Source organism: Photobacterium nomapromontoriensis (assembly GCF_050336815.1).
GTDB classification, from domain to species: Bacteria; Pseudomonadota; Gammaproteobacteria; order Enterobacterales; family Vibrionaceae; genus Photobacterium; species Photobacterium nomapromontoriensis.
In genome coordinates, this window is the sequence record NZ_JAKJSL010000053.1 from 1 (window position 1) to 18948 (window position 18948).

General features: G+C 48.1%; 17 protein-coding genes and 8 tRNA genes. 22 read left to right on the top strand and 3 right to left on the bottom strand.

Annotated elements, in window-relative coordinates; genetic code table 11:
- Window positions 1-37 precede the first annotated feature (37 nt).
- The 8 genes from L4D12_RS21415 (at window position 38) to L4D12_RS21450 (ending at window position 965) form a co-directional block, all read left to right on the top strand.
- A tRNA-Met gene (locus L4D12_RS21415) sits at window positions 38-114 on the top strand.
- 26 nt (window positions 115-140) lie between these two features.
- Window positions 141-225: transfer RNA gene (locus tag L4D12_RS21420), tRNA-Leu, on the top strand.
- A gap of 40 nt (window positions 226-265) precedes the next feature.
- Window positions 266-340, top strand: a tRNA-Gln gene (locus L4D12_RS21425).
- Between the two features lie 43 nt (window positions 341-383).
- A tRNA-Met gene (locus tag L4D12_RS21430) sits at window positions 384-460 on the top strand.
- 26 nt (window positions 461-486) lie between these two features.
- Window positions 487-571, top strand: a tRNA-Leu gene (locus L4D12_RS21435).
- A 67-nt stretch (window positions 572-638) separates the two neighbouring features.
- Window positions 639-723 (top strand) — tRNA-Leu (locus L4D12_RS21440).
- A gap of 38 nt (window positions 724-761) precedes the next feature.
- Window positions 762-836 (top strand) — tRNA-Gln (locus L4D12_RS21445).
- A gap of 44 nt (window positions 837-880) precedes the next feature.
- Window positions 881-965 (top strand) — tRNA-Leu (locus L4D12_RS21450).
- Here the strand turns inward: L4D12_RS21450 and L4D12_RS21455 are convergent.
- Both L4D12_RS21455 and L4D12_RS21460 read right to left on the bottom strand, forming a co-directional pair.
- Window positions 944-1102: a hypothetical protein gene (locus tag L4D12_RS21455; RefSeq protein ID WP_428449873.1), complete on the bottom strand. Its 159-nt coding sequence runs from the start codon at window positions 1100-1102 to the stop codon at window positions 944-946. The genes L4D12_RS21450 and L4D12_RS21455 overlap by 22 nt on opposite strands.
- Before the next feature lie 112 nt (window positions 1103-1214).
- The gene (locus L4D12_RS21460) at window positions 1215-2375 is read right to left on the bottom strand and encodes a 2-octaprenyl-3-methyl-6-methoxy-1,4-benzoquinol hydroxylase (protein ID WP_428449874.1); all 1161 of its coding nucleotides are present in this window, start codon (window positions 2373-2375) and stop codon (window positions 1215-1217) included.
- 161 nt (window positions 2376-2536) lie between these two features.
- On the opposite strand from L4D12_RS21460, the gene mtgA reads away from it, so the two are divergent.
- From mtgA to lnt, 6 genes are all read left to right on the top strand, one after another.
- Window positions 2537-3229, top strand: a complete 693-nt coding sequence (mtgA, locus tag L4D12_RS21465) for a monofunctional biosynthetic peptidoglycan transglycosylase (protein WP_428449875.1) — start codon at window positions 2537-2539, stop codon at window positions 3227-3229.
- 171 nt (window positions 3230-3400) lie between these two features.
- Window positions 3401-4825 (top strand): tRNA (N6-isopentenyl adenosine(37)-C2)-methylthiotransferase MiaB, encoded by a 1425-nt coding sequence (gene miaB, locus L4D12_RS21470; protein WP_428449876.1) that lies wholly within the window; start codon window positions 3401-3403, stop codon window positions 4823-4825.
- Window positions 4826-4909: 84 nt separating this feature from the next.
- Window positions 4910-5980 (top strand): PhoH family protein, encoded by a 1071-nt coding sequence (locus L4D12_RS21475; RefSeq protein ID WP_428449877.1) that lies wholly within the window; start codon window positions 4910-4912, stop codon window positions 5978-5980.
- Entirely contained in the window at window positions 5980-6444 is a 465-nt protein-coding gene (gene ybeY / locus L4D12_RS21480) for an rRNA maturation RNase YbeY (RefSeq protein WP_428449878.1), read from the top strand. Before L4D12_RS21475 ends, ybeY begins: the two co-directional genes overlap by 1 nt.
- A 105-nt stretch (window positions 6445-6549) precedes the next feature.
- Complete coding sequence (gene corC / locus L4D12_RS21485; protein WP_428449922.1) at window positions 6550-7422, top strand: CNNM family magnesium/cobalt transport protein CorC; 873 nt, start codon at window positions 6550-6552, stop codon at window positions 7420-7422.
- 3 nt (window positions 7423-7425) lie between these two features.
- A complete protein-coding gene (lnt, locus tag L4D12_RS21490) occupies window positions 7426-8985 on the top strand; it encodes an apolipoprotein N-acyltransferase (RefSeq protein ID WP_428449879.1) in 1560 nt (519 codons plus the stop codon).
- Between the two features lie 98 nt (window positions 8986-9083).
- Here lnt and L4D12_RS21495 read toward each other — a convergent pair whose 3' ends face one another.
- Complete coding sequence (locus L4D12_RS21495; protein ID WP_428449880.1) at window positions 9084-9566, bottom strand: zinc ribbon-containing protein; 483 nt, start codon at window positions 9564-9566, stop codon at window positions 9084-9086.
- A 184-nt stretch (window positions 9567-9750) separates the two neighbouring features.
- Between L4D12_RS21495 and leuS the strand changes: the two genes are divergently transcribed.
- The 8 genes from leuS (at window position 9751) to L4D12_RS21535 (ending at window position 18928) form a co-directional block, all read left to right on the top strand.
- Window positions 9751-12324: a leucine--tRNA ligase gene (leuS, locus tag L4D12_RS21500; RefSeq protein WP_428449881.1), complete on the top strand. Its 2574-nt coding sequence runs from the start codon at window positions 9751-9753 to the stop codon at window positions 12322-12324.
- A 141-nt stretch (window positions 12325-12465) separates the two neighbouring features.
- Window positions 12466-13062, top strand: coding sequence for an LPS-assembly lipoprotein LptE (locus L4D12_RS21505; protein ID WP_428449882.1), 597 nt, complete (start codon window positions 12466-12468; stop codon window positions 13060-13062).
- Entirely contained in the window at window positions 13059-14087 is a 1029-nt protein-coding gene (holA, locus tag L4D12_RS21510; protein WP_428449883.1) for a DNA polymerase III subunit delta, read from the top strand. Before L4D12_RS21505 ends, holA begins: the two co-directional genes overlap by 4 nt.
- A 159-nt stretch (window positions 14088-14246) precedes the next feature.
- Window positions 14247-14564 (top strand): ribosome silencing factor, encoded by a 318-nt coding sequence (rsfS, locus tag L4D12_RS21515; RefSeq protein ID WP_428449884.1) that lies wholly within the window; start codon window positions 14247-14249, stop codon window positions 14562-14564.
- A gap of 6 nt (window positions 14565-14570) precedes the next feature.
- Window positions 14571-15041, top strand: coding sequence for a 23S rRNA (pseudouridine(1915)-N(3))-methyltransferase RlmH (gene rlmH / locus L4D12_RS21520; RefSeq protein ID WP_428449885.1), 471 nt, complete (start codon window positions 14571-14573; stop codon window positions 15039-15041).
- Window positions 15042-15047: 6 nt separating this feature from the next.
- A complete protein-coding gene (mrdA, locus tag L4D12_RS21525; protein WP_428449886.1) occupies window positions 15048-17003 on the top strand; it encodes a penicillin-binding protein 2 in 1956 nt (651 codons plus the stop codon).
- Window positions 17000-18121, top strand: a complete 1122-nt coding sequence (rodA, locus tag L4D12_RS21530) for a rod shape-determining protein RodA (protein WP_428449887.1) — start codon at window positions 17000-17002, stop codon at window positions 18119-18121. The genes mrdA and rodA overlap by 4 nt, the downstream gene beginning before the upstream one ends.
- Complete coding sequence (locus tag L4D12_RS21535) at window positions 18122-18928, top strand: septal ring lytic transglycosylase RlpA family protein (protein WP_428449888.1); 807 nt, start codon at window positions 18122-18124, stop codon at window positions 18926-18928.
- Window positions 18929-18948 lie beyond the last annotated feature (20 nt).

Sequence of the window (18948 nt, forward strand, 5' to 3'; positions counted from 1 at the left end):
AGGATGTTGATTATTAACTTGATCAGCAACCAAAATTGGCTACGTAGCTCAGTTGGTTAGAGCACATCACTCATAATGATGGGGTCACAGGTTCGAATCCCGTCGTAGCCACCATTATCCTTTAAATAGGGTAATACAATGCGGAAGTGGCGAAATTGGTAGACGCACCAGATTTAGGTTCTGGCGCCGCAAGGTGTGAGAGTTCAAGTCTCTCCTTCCGCACCATTCTCTCAGTTGAGAGCAGCTTTGAAGAAAAGCAATCTGCAGGTCTATCGCCAAGCGGTAAGGCAGCGGCTTTTGATGCCGCCATTCCCTGGTTCGAATCCAGGTAGACCTGCCATTATTTAGGATGTTGATTATTAACTTGATCAGCAACCAAAATTGGCTACGTAGCTCAGTTGGTTAGAGCACATCACTCATAATGATGGGGTCACAGGTTCGAATCCCGTCGTAGCCACCATTATCCTTTAAATAGGGTAATACAATGCGGAAGTGGCGAAATTGGTAGACGCACCAGATTTAGGTTCTGGCGCCGCAAGGTGTGAGAGTTCAAGTCTCTCCTTCCGCACCATTCTCTCTYTAGAGAGATCTTCAAGTCAGGTTTACTTGATTTGAAACATAATCAGYAGCATCCGAATGCGGAAGTGGCGAAATTGGTAGACGCACCAGATTTAGGTTCTGGCGCCGCAAGGTGTGAGAGTTCAAGTCTCTCCTTCCGCACCATTCTGCTCTGATTAATTAAGTCTCGTAAGAGCATCTGCAGGTCTATCGCCAAGCGGTAAGGCAGCGGCTTTTGATGCCGCCATTCCCTGGTTCGAATCCAGGTAGACCTGCCATCATTACACTTTACGTTYTATCTTCAAYGATTAACGGAAAGTATGCGGAAGTGGCGAAATTGGTAGACGCACCAGATTTAGGTTCTGGCGCCGCAAGGTGTGAGAGTTCAAGTCTCTCCTTCCGCACCATTATTTAGAAACCCACCTTTTGGTGGGTTTTCTTTTATCTGTACTTTTTCATCTTGCCTCCCGACTTTGCCTTCTTCACAAAATGCTGGATCTTCTATTTTTTCCGTCAGCGACACCATCAGTACAAAAATAAACATCAAAAAACCGAAGGCGCAATCGCATTCGGTTTTCCAATCACAGTAAGTCAGTGGCTAGAGAATAGAGCATAAAGAGTCAAAGACTAATTTAGATTAGAATACGATCTGAATACTACAGCCCCATCGCATATTTGAGCACGTGCTTTTTCAGTGGCCCAGCTCGCTCAGCGAATGCTAATCCGGCGTTTCGTAGCAACTTGATCGGTAACAGAGAATTACTGAACGTGGTGTAGAAAAAATCCATCCCCGATTGCATCAACAAATTATCCGGCTTACGACGTCGTTCATAGCTGCGCAACACTGAAACTTGATCCCATTCTGTGCCGGCTTTTTCAATCTCATGGAGTAAGACATCCACATCTTTAAAACCCAAATTCACACCCTGACCAGCTAACGGGTTGATAGTGTGGGCAGCATCACCAAGTAAGACGACTCCCGCATTAAAATAGCGCTGGGCATGACGACGTGTCAGCGGGAAACTGCCATGACCGAGTACCTGAAATTCACCGAGTTCGTGAGGAAAATGAGCAATGATCTGCACTTTCAACTGGTCATCAGGCATAGCAGACAACTGCTTGATCCGCTGCGGGCTGTCATACCAGACCAGTGAAGCCTGATGACCAGGCAGAGGTAAAAATGAACGAGGGCCATGAGGAGTAAACATCTGCCAGGTAATATCCTGCTGGGGTAAAGCCGTCGCGACATTGATCAGCATACAATGCTGGCGATAATCCCATGCAGTGATCCCAATCCCCGCTTGCTGACGCACCTGAGAATTTGCGCCATCTGCACCAACCAGTAAACGTGCCGCAAGCTGACGGCCATCATCCAGCTTCACAATATGGCCCTCTTTTACCGCAACTGCCGACAACATTTTGCTTGGGCATAACAAAGTCAAATTCGGATACCATTCAAACTGTTGCCATAACGCTAACTGAATAACGCGGTTTTCGACAATATAGCCTAACCAGTCAATATTCATTTGCTCGGCACTAAAGCGAGTCCGGCATTCAGGATGATCCCAGGTCTCTAAACGCTTATAAGGACACAAGCGCATTGCGGTTATCCCCTCCCAGGCACCTAGGCGTTGCAGCAGCGCAACAGAGCTGGGAGATATAGCGGATACCCGTAAATCCATCGGCTGCGAAGCAGAATATGGCATCGGGGCAGCCCACTCTAATACCGCGACGTTCAACCCCTGCTGGGCCAGTCCTATCGCCGTTGCAGCCCCGACCATACCGCCACCCGCGACGACCACATCAAACTGCTCCATATCAGCTCCCATCTGTTATGCTCAAAATTTAAATGTTAATACCATTAAGACTGACAACCCGTTATCGCCGTCATCACTCTGATCTGTCATCATATCAAATTGTTGTGATTAATCATCGTCAGTTAACGATACCTAAGTGGTAAAGAAGAGCCCCATAGCCCATGTCGAGCCATCTGAAACGCATCATTACTATCTTATTGATTCTACTCTTGCTGATCCCGGTGCTACTGGTCGCTCTCGGTAAGATCATCGATCCGCCGATCTGGAGCTGGCAGATCTACCGCTGCTTATATCCCCCCGTTGATTACCCCTCTCGCACTGCTCATGATTGGGTGCCTCTGAATAAGATCTCAAAAAATATCCAACTTGCGGTGATAGCATCTGAAGATCAACATTTCGCCACTCATCACGGGATCGATATCAATACCGTGCTGACGCTATTAAAACAGACAGGCCGCCGCGGCCCCACCCGAGGCGGCAGCACTATCACCCAGCAAACAGCAAAAAACTTGTTTCTATTTCCATCTCATACCTTCATCCGCAAAGGGGCTGAATTGTATTTCGCCCTGTGGATGGAGTTGCTTTGGAGTAAAGCACGGATCCTTGAAGTCTATTTGAATATTATCGAATTCGGTCCCGGTATTTATGGTATAGAAGCCGCAAGCCAAACCTATTTTGGCATTCCGGCCAGTCGTCTTAATGCTCAGCAAGCCGCACAATTGGCTGCAGTGTTGCCCAATCCCTACCGCATGCAGCCTGCCCCTATGAGTACTTATGTCCGCCAACGCAGCCGATGGATCCGCCAGCAAATGCGCCAACTTGGGCAACAGTATCTCAACCAGCTATCCCATTAATGTGAAGCCACATAAAACCACATTTTATTCGGGGTGGTGAGGAACTAGTCAGGCACGGTTTAAAGCAGTACAATACGCGGCTTGCTACCACTGACGGCTAATAATCGGCCTGTTAGTTGAGTGAAGTAATGAAGAATGCAATGAATAAACACGACGAGTGAAGAGTTAGACATGGCGAAGAAACTGCTTATTAAAACCTGGGGCTGCCAGATGAACGAATACGATTCATCGAAAATGGCTGATCTTCTCAATGCAGCCAACGGCTTCGAGTTAACAGAAATCCCAGAAGAAGCAGACGTTCTGCTGCTGAACACCTGTTCGATCCGAGAAAAGGCACAAGAAAAAGTGTTCCACCAGCTCGGCCGCTGGAAAACACTGAAAGATAAAAAGCCGGATCTTGTGATTGGTGTCGGTGGCTGTGTGGCAACCCAAGAAGGTGATTCAATTCGTAAGCGTGCACCTTATGTGGATGTGATCTTTGGCCCACAAACGCTGCACCGCCTGCCACAGATGATCAAGCAATCTCAATCTAATGATGCGCCTGTCATGGATATCTCTTTCCCTGAAATCGAGAAATTCGATAACATGCCTGAACCGCGTGCGGAAGGAGCAACAGCGTTCGTTTCTATCATGGAAGGCTGCTCAAAATACTGTACTTACTGCGTGGTTCCTTACACCCGTGGTGAAGAAGTTAGCCGTCCTATTGATGATGTATTGTTTGAAATCGCTCAGCTGGCAGACCAAGGCGTCCGCGAAGTTAACCTGCTAGGGCAGAACGTTAACGCTTACCGTGGTCCAATGCACGATGGTGAAATTGCCACATTTGCTGAGCTACTGCGTTTAGTGGCTGCGATTGATGGTATTGACCGCATCCGTTATACCACCAGTCACCCAATTGAATTTACCGACGATATCATCGACGTTTATCAAGATACGCCTGAACTGGTTGATTACCTGCACCTACCTGTTCAAAGTGGCTCTGATCGTATTTTGACCATGATGAAGCGTCCACACACCGTGTTGGAATACAAATCAAAAATCCGTAAGCTACGTAAAGTACGCCCAAATATCACCATGAGCTCTGACTTTATTGTTGCGTTCCCAGGTGAAACGGATCAAGATTTCCAAGACACAATGAAACTGATCCGTGATATTGATTTCGATATCAGCTTCAGCTTCATCTTCTCTCCACGTCCAGGCACTCCTGCCGCTGATTATCCATGCGATATCCCTGAAAACGTGAAGAAAGAGCGCCTGTACGAACTGCAGCAGCAAGTCAACAGCCAAGCGATGCGTCATGCCCGTCAAATGCTAGGCACAGAACAACGCATTCTGGTTGAAGGCCCATCGAAGAAAAATATCATGGAATTGCGTGGCCGTACTGAGAACAACCGCATCGTCAACTTTGAAGGCTCTGCCGAGCTTATCGGTCAGTTTGTTGATGTGAAAATCACTGATGTTTTAACCAACTCACTGCGTGGTGAAATCGTGCGTACTGAAGCCGATATGAACCTTCGTGTAGCCTTGTCACCAAGTGAAGTAATGGAAAAAACACGCAAAGAAGATGAATTGGGTGTAGGCGTATATACTCCATAGTAAGACGCCCGTCTAAGCAACATTGGACGAGCCCTGAACCCAAGGCCACCCAATCATTTGGGTGGCTCTTATGAGAGGCAAATCTTGAGCAAAGTTATTACTATAGAATTCAATCTGGAACCCGTTGATAACCAGCGCCTTTCCAGCCTTTGTGGCCCTTTCGACGATAATATCAAACAACTAGAACGCCGTTTGGGTGTCGAAATTAACCACCGCAGCAGCAGTTTTAGCGTGGTGGGTCAACCTCATACGGCCAAAGCTGTCGCTAATATCATTACGACGTTATATGTTGACACTGCCCCGGTACGAAATAATATCCCAGATATCGAACCTGAGCATATTCACCTCGCAATTAAAGAATCCGGTGTACTGGAACAAACAATGGAGTCCAGTCTTCCTTACGGCAAAGAAGTGATCATCAAAACCAAAAAAGGGGTGATCAAACCACGTACGCCAAATCAGGCTCAGTACATAACCAATATGGTTCGTCATGACATCACCTTTGGTGTTGGCCCGGCAGGGACAGGGAAAACCTATTTAGCGGTTGCTGCTGCGGTTGATGCGCTTGAACGTCAAGAAATTCGCCGAATTCTACTGACTCGCCCGGCAGTTGAAGCCGGTGAAAAGCTGGGATTCTTACCGGGTGATCTTAGTCAGAAAGTCGACCCGTATCTTCGTCCGTTATATGACGCTTTATTTGAAATGCTGGGCTTTGAGCGCGTAGAAAAGCTGATCGAACGTAATGTTATTGAAGTCGCTCCCCTAGCCTACATGCGTGGCCGTACACTGAACGACGCATTTATTATTCTTGATGAAAGTCAGAATACCACGGTAGAACAGATGAAAATGTTCCTGACCCGTATTGGCTTTAACTCGCGCGCAGTGATCACGGGTGACGTTACCCAGATCGACTTACCTCGTGGAGCTCGCTCTGGCTTGCGTCACGCAATTGAAGTACTGTCAGACGTGGATGAGATCAGCTTTAACTTCTTCCAAGCCGACGATGTCGTGCGCCATCCCGTGGTCGCCCGTATTGTTCAGGCCTACGAAGTATGGGAAAACGAAGATCATAAACAACGAAAACTCATCGAGCAACGTCGACGCGATGAACAAGCAGCCAAAGTGGCTGCCATTGAACCGGAAAAAAGTAATTAATGGCAATGTATTTAGATCTCCAGATTGCAACAGACAATCAGGACGGTATGCCAAGTGAGGCAGAATTTCAGCAGTGGCTTGAGTCTGCCATTACCCTGTTTCAACCCAATGCTGAAGTCACCATTCGTTTGGTTGATGAGGCAGAAAGCCATGCACTCAACCTTGAATACCGCGGTAAGGATAAATCCACCAATGTACTGACCTTTCCCTTCGAAATGCCGGCAGGGATTGAGTTAGATTTGCTGGGTGATCTTGTTATCTGCCGACAGGTTGTCGAAAAAGAAGCAATAGAGCAGAATAAACCACTAAATGCCCATTGGGCACATATGGTTGTACATGGCAGTCTGCATCTGCTAGGTTATGACCACATTGAAGATGACGAAGCTGAAGAAATGGAAAGCTTGGAAACGGAAATCATGCAAAAGATGGGCTTTGCCGATCCGTATGCCGCCGAAAAGCAGTAACCTTTCGTCAATTTTGTTGTCGAAACGGTACGGTATCATCATTGAGTACCGTACCGATCCCGTGGCATAGCCACTTAACTGATAGAGATGAAATTCTTACAAGCAATGAACGAAGATAACTCACAAAATTCTGAAGGTCCGAGTAGAAAATCCTTCTTTGAACGTATTGGCCAGCTTTTCCAGGGCGAGCCACAGAACCGCGAAGAACTGGTCGAAGTGTTTCGTGATTCTGAAGAAAACGATTTGATCGACCACGACACCCGCGACATGCTCGAAGGGGTTCTGGAAATCGCCGAGATGCGGGTCAGAGACATCATGATCCCACGCTCACAGATGACAACCATCGAACGTTCTCAGAAGTTAGAAGATCTGATTGATTTAATTGTTGATGCCCAGCACTCTCGCTATCCTGTGATCAGTGACGACAAAGACCATGTCGAAGGGATCCTGCTTGCCAAGGATCTCCTGCGTTACCTCCAGCCAAATAGCGAACCATTCGATATGGACGAAGTACTGCGTCCTGCCGTGGTAGTTCCGGAAAGCAAGCGAGTTGACCGTCTGCTGAAAGAATTCCGCGAAGAGCGCTATCATATGGCTATTGTGGTCGATGAGTTCGGTGGGGTATCAGGTGTTATCACCATTGAAGATATTCTTGAGCAAATTGTCGGCGAAATCGAAGATGAATTCGATGACGAAGAAGAACAAGATATCCGTCAGTTAAGCAAACATACTTACGCGGTTAAAGCCCTTGCAACCATTGAAGATTTCAATGAGTTGTTCAAAACCCAATTCAGTGATGAAGAAGTCGATACCATCGGCGGACTCGTCATGACCGGGTTTGGCCATTTACCAGCACGTGGCGAAATCGTCGAATTGGACGGTTACGCGTTCAAAGTAACCTCTGCTGATAACCGTCGAGTGATCCAGTTGCAAGTGACCGTGCCTCACGAAGCACATCAACCGACCACTACACCATAACGAATGACAAAAAAATCACTAATGAAGTTGGGACAGCTATTGCTAGCTGTTCCAGCTGGTGCCTTAGCCACCCTCTCTTTCGCACCCTATAACTACTGGTATCTCGCACCAGTTTCCCTGTTCATCCTGTTTGCCCTGCTCCAACAACAATCGATTAAACGTTCTGGTTTAATTGGTTTCCTATGGGGACTGGGGTTATTTGGCTCAGGGATCAGCTGGGTGCATGTCAGTATCGCTAATTTTGGCGGCATGCCATGGCTAGCAGGCTGGTCTCTAGTTGCCCTGCTTATTGCTTATTTGGCGCTATACCCCGCGATATTTGGAGCCTTATTCAATAAATTTAATGTCGGCCGCCCTTTCCATCAGTTGATGCTTAGTGGCCCGGTATTGTGGCTGTTACTCGACTGGATCCGCGGTTGGCTGATGACAGGGTTCCCGTGGCTCTGGATGGGTTATAGCCAAATTGACAGTCCTTATTCAGGATTGGCCCCTATCTTTGGCGTAGAAGGGATCACTTTAGCGCTGGTACTCACCAGTGGTGCTTTGGTTGCGGCCTGTTATTACCGTAACTGGAGGCCCTTACTGGTTGTCGCACTAGTCTTCAGCCTCAGCCTGCTTGCCGATAATAAGCAGTGGGTGAAACCTAACCCTGACAAAGCGGTTGATGTGGCAATGATCCAAGGTAACGTGCCGCAAGAGATCAAGTGGCTGCCAAGCCAACGCTGGCCAACCCTGATGAAATATACCGATCTAACCCGGGAGAACTGGGGGGCGGATCTCATCATCTGGCCTGAAGCGGCAATACCAGCGTTGGAAACCCAGATCCCGGCCTTCCTCATGAATCTTGATGCCGCAGCCCGCAATAACCACAGTACGGTGATCACCGGGATCTTGGATCAAAATGAAAAAGGCGAGTTCTATAACAACATCCTGACCCTGGGTGTAAATGCGGTTGGTCCATACACGTATGACCATGCTGAGCGCTACAGTAAACACCATCTGCTGCCATTTGGTGAATTTGTACCATTTGGCGATCTACTGCGCCCTATTGCACCGCTGTTTAATTTGCCTATGTCATCCTTTAGCCGAGGTGGCTATGTACAGCCTAATCTGGAAGCCAATGGATACTCACTCGCACCAGCACTGTGCTACGAGGTTGCGTTTAGCGAGCAGGTCAGACGCAATGTGGATATCAATACCGACTTTCTCTTGACACTGTCAAACGACACTTGGTTTGGTAAGTCCATCGGGCCATTCCAGCACATGGAGATCGCCCAAATGCGCTCACTGGAGCTCGGGAAACCATTGTTGCGGGCAACTAACAGCGGCCTGACCGGCGTCGTCGATTACACAGGCAAAATCACTGCCCAGATCCCACAGTTCGAAACAGGTGTACTCCGGACTAAAGTCATCCCAACTGATGGCATGACCCCGTATGCTTCGCTTGGTAGCTGGCCGCTATACGTGTATGTCTTGTGGGCACTCACCCTGTCGTGGATTCTACATCGTCGTCAGGCAGGTCGCTTTCGCGATCAGCAACCAGAAATTGACTATCACAACTGACTCGTCATGCTGCACCACAAGCATATACAGCAAGTAAAATGATAACGAGGCGGGCATCATGCCCGCCTCGTTTACCTGATAGCGTTAAGCCGGAACGACTAAGGCGATAATGGCTTACGGGTAAATCGGGTATGTCCGCACTGTAAACAAGGGGAGATCGTCTTCACATGGGTGATCAGCTCCTCATGACCACATTTCTCACAGACAAGATTACCTAAGCCGATAATTTCACCCGCTTCATATACCCCGTGATGCTTAAGATCATCCATCACCTCTCGCCACTCGATCTGGGTTTTATCCGTAACCTCAGCTAAACCTTCCCAAATGGTCTCCTTCACTACCTGATAAAACGGACTTTCATTCAGGGGATCAGAACTTGCCTCCGCATTTTGACCAAATTCCTGCAGATCCCGTTTAACGTAGGCCGAAATCAACGCCAGCTCATCTTTGGTCATATCACTAGCAGCCTGACGGTACTGCTCGGTAATATCAGCCCAGTGTTTTAATTCATCAGGACTGTGCTTAAGGGTTTCTGTTACCTGTTCCAGTAACGATTCATACTGCTTCTTTTGCCTCGCCATAAGTCACCTCCTATCAGCCACTTCATCAGCATCGACGTGCTATAAGCGGTATTGAGGCCATGATCGACCAACTATTCCGCCCTGAAATGGTTTCAGCTATTGTTGACACCTTTACCTTTAGTTATTCTATGTCGATTATATTGACTGTGTTTGTACTTAACTCACAAAATCCCGGATGCCATCGATGCAAGAACAATATCGTCCACAGGACATTGAACAGAAAGTTCAGGAACATTGGGACAACAAAAAGACCTTTGTTGTAAGTGAAGACCCTAATAAAGAAAAATTCTACTGTCTCTCTATGTTCCCGTACCCAAGTGGTCGACTGCATATGGGCCACGTGCGTAACTACACCATCGGTGACGTGATTTCACGCTACCAGCGTCTACAAGGTAAAAACGTCATGCAACCAATCGGTTGGGATGCGTTTGGCCTACCTGCGGAAAATGCAGCAGTTAAAAACAATACTGCGCCTGCACCATGGACGTACGAAAACATCGAATACATGAAGAACCAGCTTAAACTGCTGGGCTTCGGCTACGATTGGAGCCGTGAATTTGCTACCTGTACCCCAGAATATTACCGTTGGGAACAAGAATTCTTCACTAAGCTGTACAGCAAAGGCCTCGTTTACAAGAAAACCTCTTCAGTAAACTGGTGTCCAAACGATCAGACCGTGCTGGCGAACGAGCAGGTTGAAGACGGTTGCTGCTGGCGTTGTGATACCCCAGTAGAGCAAAAAGAGATCCCGCAGTGGTTCATCAAAATCACCGAGTACGCACAAGAGCTACTTGATGATCTCGATCAGCTAGACGGTTGGCCTGAGATGGTGAAAACCATGCAGCGTAACTGGATTGGTCGCTCTGAAGGCGTTGAATTAACGTTTGCAGTTAAAGGTCAAAACGATCTAGAAGTGTACACCACCCGTCCAGATACCCTAATGGGTGTGACGTTTGTAAGCATTGCTGCTGGCCACCCATTGGCGGCTAAAGCTGCAGAAAACAATCCAGAGCTTGCAGCATTTATCGATGAATGCCGTAACACCAAAGTTGCCGAAGCTGAATTGGCAACAATGGAAAAGAAAGGCATGGATACAGGCCTGACGGCTATCCATCCACTTGATGGCCGCGAAGTTCCCGTATATATCGCTAACTTCGTACTGATGGACTACGGCACAGGTGCAGTAATGGCGGTACCGGCTCACGATCAACGTGATTACGAGTTCGCCACTAAGTACAACATCGACATCATGGCTGTTATCAAGCCTGAAGACGATAGCGAATTTGATATCTCTGAAGTGGCGTACACTGAAAAAGGTGTTCTATTCAATTCAGGTGAGTTTGACGGTCTAAACTTCCAACAAGCTTTCGACGCCATTGCTGCGAAGCTTGAAGCTGCAGGCAAAGGTAAGAAGACAGTTAATTTCCGTCTACGTGACTGGGGCGTTTCTCGTCAGCGTTACTGGGGTGCTCCAATCCCAATGGTAACCACTGAAGATGGTCAAGTTCACCCAGTAGCCGCCGATCAGCTACCTGTTATCCTCCCAGAAGACGTAGTGATGGATGGCGTAACCAGCCCTATCAAAGCGGATAAAGAGTGGGCTAAAACGACCTTTAACGGTGAACCAGCACTGCGTGAAACCGATACTTTTGACACCTTTATGGAATCGTCTTGGTACTACGCACGTTACTGTTCTCCACAGGCTGACGACATTCTAGACCCAGAAAAAGCGAACTACTGGCTACCAGTAGATCAGTATATCGGTGGTATCGAGCACGCTTGTATGCACCTGCTATACTCTCGCTTCTTCCACAAGCTACTACGTGACGCAGGCTACGTGACATCTGACGAACCGTTCAAGCAGCTACTGTGTCAAGGCATGGTATTGGCAGATGCGTTCTTCTACACCACCGATAAAGGCGGTAAAGAATGGGTTGCCCCAACTGATGTAACGGTTGAACGTGATGGCAAGGGCCGTATTGCAAAAGCAACGGATTCTGAAGGCCGAGATGTCACCCACTCAGGCATGATCAAAATGTCTAAGTCCAAGAACAACGGTATCGACCCGCAAGAAATGGTTGATAAATACGGTGCAGATACCGTTCGTTTGTTCATGATGTTTGCTTCACCTGCGGACATGACACTTGAGTGGCAAGAATCTGGCGTTGAAGGGGCTAATCGCTTCCTTAAACGTGTTTGGAAACTGGTTCGCGAGCATGCTGAAAAAGGTGCAGCCGAAGCGGTTGAAGCCGCAACACTAAGCAGCGAGCAGAAAGCCCTTCGTCGTGATATTCACAAGACCATTGCAAAAGTGAGCGATGATATTGGTCGTCGTCAGACATTCAATACCGCCATTGCCGCAATTATGGAACTGATGAATAAACTGGCTAAAGCGCCTCAGGAATCGGTACAAGATCGCGCCATTCTTGATGAAGCACTTACCGCTATTGTTTGCATGCTATACCCAATGACACCGCATATCTGTTTCGAAATGTGGCAAGCACTTGGCCATAGCGATATCGACCATGCAACTTGGCCTGTCGCGGATGAGAGCGCCATGGTTGAAGACGAGAAACTCATTGTCGTTCAGGTGAATGGTAAACTGCGTGCTAAACTGACAGTAGCCGCGGATGCAACCAAAGAGCAAGTAGAAGCTCTGGCGATGGCAGAAGATGGCGTCACTAAGTTCACGAACGATGTTACTATTCGTAAAGTGATCTATGTACCAGGTAAATTGCTGAACATTGTTGCTAACTAAAATAGTAACGAACTAAAGCCATTTCCTAGTGCCTAACCTGTGGCTCCTGATGGAGCCACAGTTTATCCGGCTCACACAACCCCCAAGCATACACCTGCGTCAGTCGGTCAGTTTTCACTTTTTTTTCATGGAGCAGACTCGGTGAAAGCTTTATTTTCCCTTAAAAGCACTATCCGAACCCTCTTCGTCGCAGTTTTGGCTCTCGCCACTGCTTCCTGCGGTTTCCACCTTCGCGGTAACTACATGCTACCCGATGATATAGCCAAACTTTCCCTGACCAGCTTTGACCCTTACGGTCCGCTGAAACGTCAGGTGGCATCCCAATTTAAGCTACACGGTATTGAAGAAGTTGCACCGTCAAGCACGGTACCTAACTTGAACCTGATCAGTGAGTCGACCAGTGAGCGAACCCTCTCGCTGTATCAAAATGCCCGTGCCGCCGAGTACGAGCTCACCTATACCGTCACTTACAGTATTGTGGTTCCGAACAAAGGTATCCAAACCTTTACAACCCGAGTTAACCGTACATTTCTTGATAACCCATTGACTGCACTTGCAAAATCAGTGGAACGCGACATGATTGAAAGTGAGATGCGCCAACAAGCTTCACGCCAAATCATGCGCCAACTTGCGCGCCTAACCGCCGTTTTCAACCAAATGGAAAAAGATAAACTGGAAGCAATGCTCAACGACAGTAGCAATGATAGCGAAACCAACCAGGTTAAATCAGCCCAATGAGGATTTACCCAGAACAACTGGCGCAGCAACTCACTAAAGGGCTGCGCTCAGTCTACTTATTATGTGGCAATGAACCATTACTCAAACTGGAATGTGGTGATCTGATCAAGCAAGCCGCGCAGAAAAATGGCTTTGATGAACATCACCGTTTTAGCATTGATGCACAGCTTGACTGGAATCTCATATTAGATTGCTGCCAGGCCATGAGCCTGTTCTCAGCTCGTCAAATCATTGAGTTAGAGTTACCTGAAAGTGCCCTCAATGCACAGCAGACAAAGTCGCTGCAGGAAGTGATTGATGTACTGCACCCTGATATTTTGCTGCTACTACAAGGCCCTCGCTTAAATAAAAAGCAAGAAAGTACAAAATGGTTCAAAGCACTGGATAGCCAAGGGCTATACATACCGTGCAATACACCGGAAGCAAAACAATTACCCCGATTTATACAAGGTCGTTGCCAGCAGCTTGGTCTGAGACCCGATCACGAATCAGTACAGATGCTAGCCCAATGGCATGAAGGTAACCTGTTAGCGCTGGCACAAAGCCTGCAAAAGCTGTTACTGCTCTACCCTGATGGCGATCTAACCATTGTCCGGCTTAATGAAGCTCTCAGTCGCCATAACCATTACACCCCATTTCAGCTACTTGATGCGGTGCTTGCGGGTCAAGCAAAACGAAGCCAGCGCGTACTGCGTGAACTTCATGGGGAGGGGATTGAAGCCGTGATCTTATTGCGGACCCTGCAGCGTGAGCTGACTCAGCTATATAAAATGCAAGAAATGGGGGCTAAGGGTACACCGCTTAACGTCATTTTCGAAAACTACCGGATTTGGCAAAGTCGGCGCGAAATATATATTGGCGCGATGCACCGACTACCGCAGGCAGTTCTCATCCGGTTGCTTCGGCAGTTGGCGCAATTAGAGATCCGGGTCAAAACGGATTTCGATTACCTGCCATGGAGTGATCTGTCAGCACTGTGTGCTCAAATGTGTGGCATTCATACGTATACTGGCGAAAAGCGATAAGCCAACGCCAATGCGCAGATTGATGCCATAAAGGGCAAGGTAAAGTTACAGTCAACTTGTCATAGACGAGGTTGAGCATGGTATACTGCGCCGCTATATTGTAGCCCGGCTAAGCAAGGCTACAAAAACACCACCAAATACAGAAATAAGGGGATCCTCTTGCAGGTTCAAGAACTACACGATTTTATTGTTGATAAAGTTGACGACATCAAAGCTCAGGACATCATCACACTGGACGTCCGCGGCAAGTCAAGCATCACTGACTTTATGGTTGTGTGTACTGGTACATCTAATCGCCACGTATCCTCGATTGCTGACCACGTTAACAAAGAATCGAAGCTCATTGATTTCCCACCATTTGGGATCAGTGGCGAAGAAGAAGGTGAATGGGTTATCGTTGATATGGGTAGTGTAATGCTGCATATCATGCAAGATAGTGCACGTAACCTGTACCAATTGGAGAAGCTCTGGGGCTAACCAACAATGAAGCTTCAACTGATTGCCGTTGGCACCAAGATGCCTAAATGGGTCGAAGAAGGCTATAAAGAATATAGTCGTCGCTTCCCGAAAGACATGCCGCTCGAGTTGGTAGAGATTACTGCGGGCAAACGTGGCAAGAATGCCGATATTGCTCGCATCTTGCAGAAAGAAGGTGAAGCAATGCTGGCCGCTGTCCCTAAGGGCAACCGGATTGTTACCCTCGATATCCCGGGAAAACGCTGGGATACCGAACAGTTGGCTGAACAGCTAGAAGCGTGGAAGCTAGATGCTCGCGACGTTTCCATTCTGATCGGCGGACCAGAAGGACTCTCTCCAGCCTGTAAGGCTGCCGCTGAACAAAGTTGGTCTCTGTCACCGCTTACCCTGCCGCACCCATTGGTGCGCGTCGTGATGGCTGAAAGTCTGTACCGGGCGTGGAGTATCACGGCCAACCATCCGTACCACAGGGAATAAACCACAATGAGACAAAAGCGAACGCAGATCCGCGATCACCGGGCTGAGTCGGCGCTATTTTTTCGCCGGGCTCTTGTCTCATTTATCGGTATCGTCATACTGGTCAGTATTCTGCTTACTAATCTGTATCATATCCAGATCCGTGAGCATGACGACTACCAAACTCGCTCAAACGATAACCGAATTAAAATCGTCCCTGTCGCACCAAACCGCGGTCTCATTTACGATCGTAATGGCGTATTACTAGCAGAAAATCAACCAGTCTACTCACTGGAAATCACCACTGAGAAAGTACCAGACCTCGACGAAACCTTTGCCCAATTAAAAAACCTGATGGGGATCACCGATGAGCAAATCGCCCGTTTTGAGCGTGAACGTCGTCGAACGCGCCGATTTAAATCAGTCCCATTGCTCAATCAGATGACAGAAGAACAAGTCGCCTTATTCTCCGTCAATCAACACCTCTATCCCGGCGTTGAGGTCAAAGCCTACCTCAAACGTTACTACCCTTATAGCGATGCACTGACTCATGTACTTGGTTATGTTGCCAAGATCAATGATCGCGACATTGATCGCCTCGAACGCGAAAATAAAATCAACAACTATAAAGCGACTCGAGATATCGGCAAATTGGGTGTCGAAAAATACTATGAAGATATCCTACACGGTACTTCAGGCTATCAAGAAGTTGAAGTCAACAGCCGAGGTCGGATCATCCGCACCTTAAAATATGTACCACCAATTCCAGGCCAAGATATCAAGCTGAATATCGATATCAATCTTCAGCTCTATATCCAATCCCTGCTCACCGAGCACAAAGTCGATCCCGTGACGGGCCAAGATGTTATCAAGCATAAACGTGGCTCAGTCGTTGTATTGGATCCCCGAGACTCATCCGTATTAGCGATGGTCTCCAGCCCAAGTTACGATCCGAACTTATTTGTTCACGGTATCTCCAGTAAGGAGTACCGCAAACTGCTTAATGATAAGAATCGCCCATTAGTCAACCGAGTAACACTGGGTATCTATCCGCCAGCGTCAACGGTTAAACCTATGATTACCGTGGCGGCGCTAACCGAAGGCGTGATCACCCCGCGGACAACCCGAAATGACCCGGGTTACTGGCGCATCCCTAATTCCAATAGCCGTCCTTTCCGTGACTGGCTACGTTGGGGCCATGGCAAGGTTGATATTCACAAGGCTATTGAGGAATCCGTCGATACTTTCTTCTACCAAATCGCTTATGACATGGGCATTGATCGTCTGTCAGCATGGATGAGCAAGTTTGGCTTTGGTGAATATACTGGCATTGATATCCATGAAGAAAGCAAAGCCAACATGCCAACCCGTGAATGGAAACAAGCTCGATTCCGTAAGCCATGGTATCAAGGAGATACCATTCCGGTTGGTATCGGTCAGGGGTACTGGACCGCGACACCGTTACAAATAGCCAAGGCCACTACGGTACTGGTTAATAATGGACGGGTACAGGCGCCACACCTACTCCGAGATACTATCGACAACAATATTGAAATACCGGCGAAATTTGACGATTTTCCACCGATTGATAATGTTGATCCTAAAAATTGGGCCATAGCCAAAGATGGCATGTACCGCGTACTCTTCGGTAAACGAGGAACTGCACGCAGAGCCTTCTACGGCGCTCAATATAAAGCAGGGGGCAAATCGGGCTCAGCTCAGGTATTCGGTCTGGCAGAAGATCAGGAATATAACGCTGATGAACTCGAAGAACACTTGCGTGACCATGCATTATTTACGGCGTTTGCGCCGTATGATAAACCCACGATCGTGGTATCCATGGTCTTAGAAAATGCCGGGGGAGGATCATCCAACGGAGGGCCGATTGCGCGTAAAATTTTTGACCATATGCTGCTAAAACCCGCTAATCCACATCCTGAGACTACAGTGAGCGATAAAAAAGTGACCGGGGCTTCCCGATGAGTGTGATCTCGACGACAGGGCATAAACGTACCCTCGGCGAGCGACTTCATCTCGACATCCCACTTTTACTCGGGCTCCTAACCCTGATGGGCTTTGCGCTGATGGTGATGTACAGTGCCAGCGGCCAAAACCTTCCTATGATGGAACGTCAAGCCGTTCGCATGTTGCTGTCTCTGGGGATAATGTTCTTTCTTGCTCAGATAGCCCCTCGTCACTACGAGGCTTGGGCCCCCTACTTATTTGGGGTCGGATTGCTACTGCTCCTTGGTGTACTGTTTTTTGGTGAGGTCTCTAAAGGTGCGCAGCGCTGGCTCAATCTGGGAGTTGTCCGTTTTCAGCCCTCTGAGCTCATCAAACTTGCTGTCCCCCTCATGGTTGCCCGGTTTATTGGTAACCGCCCGCTGCCACCAAGCCTGACAAGTGTCACCATCGCCCTCGTATTGATTGCTGTTCCCACGGTCTTAATTGCCAAACAACCGGATTTAGGCACCGCGATTCTGATCGCAGCCTCCGGGGTATTTGTCCTTTTCTTGTCCGGATTAAGCTGGCGAGTCATTACCGGAGCCATGGTTCTGGTAGGCGCATTTATTCCTGTCTTATGGCTATTTCTGATGCACGACTACCAACGGACTCGAGTACTAACGTTATTCAACCCTGAATCCGATCCGCTCGGTGCTGGCTATCATATTATTCAATCAAAAATTGCGATCGGATCCGGTGGTTTAACAGGGAAAGGCTGGATGTTTGGTACTCAATCTCAGCTTGAATTTCTCCCTGAACGCCATACCGACTTTATCTTCGCTGTTATTGCCGAGGAGTGGGGACTGATTGGTGTGATCGGCCTACTGGCCATTTACCTGTTTATTATCGCCAGGGGGCTCATACTTGCAAGCCGGGCCCAAACTGCGTTTGGCCGGATGATGGCTGGCAGCATCATGCTCAGCTTCTTTGTGTATATTTTTGTTAATATCGGCATGGTCAGCGGCCTATTGCCGGTTGTCGGGGTGCCTTTACCTCTGGTTAGTTACGGGGGCACCTCAATGGTCACCCTAATGGCCGGCTTTGGCATTCTGATGTCTATCCACACCCACAGAAAAATGTTGTCCAAGGCGACCTAAATGCGAATATTTCCTTTACTCCTCATTCTCATTCTTGCTGGATGTAGCTCCACCCCGAGCAACAAACGCTATGATCTCGCCGACGATGTCGCGCCTGAATCCTCACCGACACTGGATCATATCGAAGATGCCCAGCCTCGCTATGAGCCCTTAAGTCTAGCGGGCAATAAAGATTACACGCTACGGGGTATCGATTACAAAATAGTTAAAGGCGACCAGCCCTATACCGAAGAAGGCTATGCCTCTTGGTACGGCCAGAAATTCCACGGCCATAAGACCTCCAATGGCGAGATCTATGACATGTATTCGATGACAGCAGCGCACAAAACGTTGCCCCTGCCAAGCTATGTCAAAGTCACCAATACCAGTAATGGCAAAACAACTATCGTTCGAGTTAACGACCGTGGTCCATTCCATGACGGTCGGATCATTGATCTCAGTATGGCGGCAGCCGCAAAACTGGATGTCATTAAAGCCGGTACCGCACCTGTAAAGATCGAGCTGATCCAGGTCGCTAAACCTGAAAATCCCAATGAGTGGCAAAGTGCTAACCCTAACTTATACTTCGTTCAACTCGCGGCTGTGACCAGCGAGCAGAAAGCGATTCAAGTTGCAAACAAGCTAAAACAAGAATTTTCAACTCAAGTTGATATGGAAAAAGCCAAATCAGCAGAAGTTTATCGACTTCGCCTTGGGCCATATATTGACCGTGATGACGCTATCGCCCAGCGCGACAAAGCAAAAGCAGGCCTCTACCCGCAAGCCTTTATCATTACCTCGACACGTGAATTGGAACCAAAATCCTAAATTGAACTCTGATGTACCAT

Bases quoted from the DNA above. Each gene is read 5' to 3' on its own strand.
- ybeY (WP_428449878.1), top strand. From the start codon at position 5,980: ATGGCAATGTATTTAGATCTCCAGATTGCAACAGACAATCAGGACGGT.
- corC (WP_428449922.1), top strand. From the start codon at position 6,550: ATGAACGAAGATAACTCACAAAATTCTGAAGGTCCGAGTAGAAAATCC.
- miaB (WP_428449876.1), top strand. From the start codon at position 3,401: ATGGCGAAGAAACTGCTTATTAAAACCTGGGGCTGCCAGATGAACGAA.
- leuS (WP_428449881.1), top strand. From the start codon at position 9,751: ATGCAAGAACAATATCGTCCACAGGACATTGAACAGAAAGTTCAGGAA.
- L4D12_RS21460 (WP_428449874.1), bottom strand. From the start codon at position 2,375: ATGGAGCAGTTTGATGTGGTCGTCGCGGGTGGCGGTATGGTCGGGGCT.
- L4D12_RS21495 (WP_428449880.1), bottom strand. From the start codon at position 9,566: ATGGCGAGGCAAAAGAAGCAGTATGAATCGTTACTGGAACAGGTAACA.
- L4D12_RS21535 (WP_428449888.1), top strand. From the start codon at position 18,122: ATGCGAATATTTCCTTTACTCCTCATTCTCATTCTTGCTGGATGTAGC.
- rodA (WP_428449887.1), top strand. From the start codon at position 17,000: ATGAGTGTGATCTCGACGACAGGGCATAAACGTACCCTCGGCGAGCGA.
- holA (WP_428449883.1), top strand. From the start codon at position 13,059: ATGAGGATTTACCCAGAACAACTGGCGCAGCAACTCACTAAAGGGCTG.
- lnt (WP_428449879.1), top strand. From the start codon at position 7,426: ATGACAAAAAAATCACTAATGAAGTTGGGACAGCTATTGCTAGCTGTT.
- rlmH (WP_428449885.1), top strand. From the start codon at position 14,571: ATGAAGCTTCAACTGATTGCCGTTGGCACCAAGATGCCTAAATGGGTC.
- mtgA (WP_428449875.1), top strand. From the start codon at position 2,537: ATGTCGAGCCATCTGAAACGCATCATTACTATCTTATTGATTCTACTC.
- mrdA (WP_428449886.1), top strand. From the start codon at position 15,048: ATGAGACAAAAGCGAACGCAGATCCGCGATCACCGGGCTGAGTCGGCG.
- L4D12_RS21455 (WP_428449873.1), bottom strand. From the start codon at position 1,102: ATGTTTATTTTTGTACTGATGGTGTCGCTGACGGAAAAAATAGAAGAT.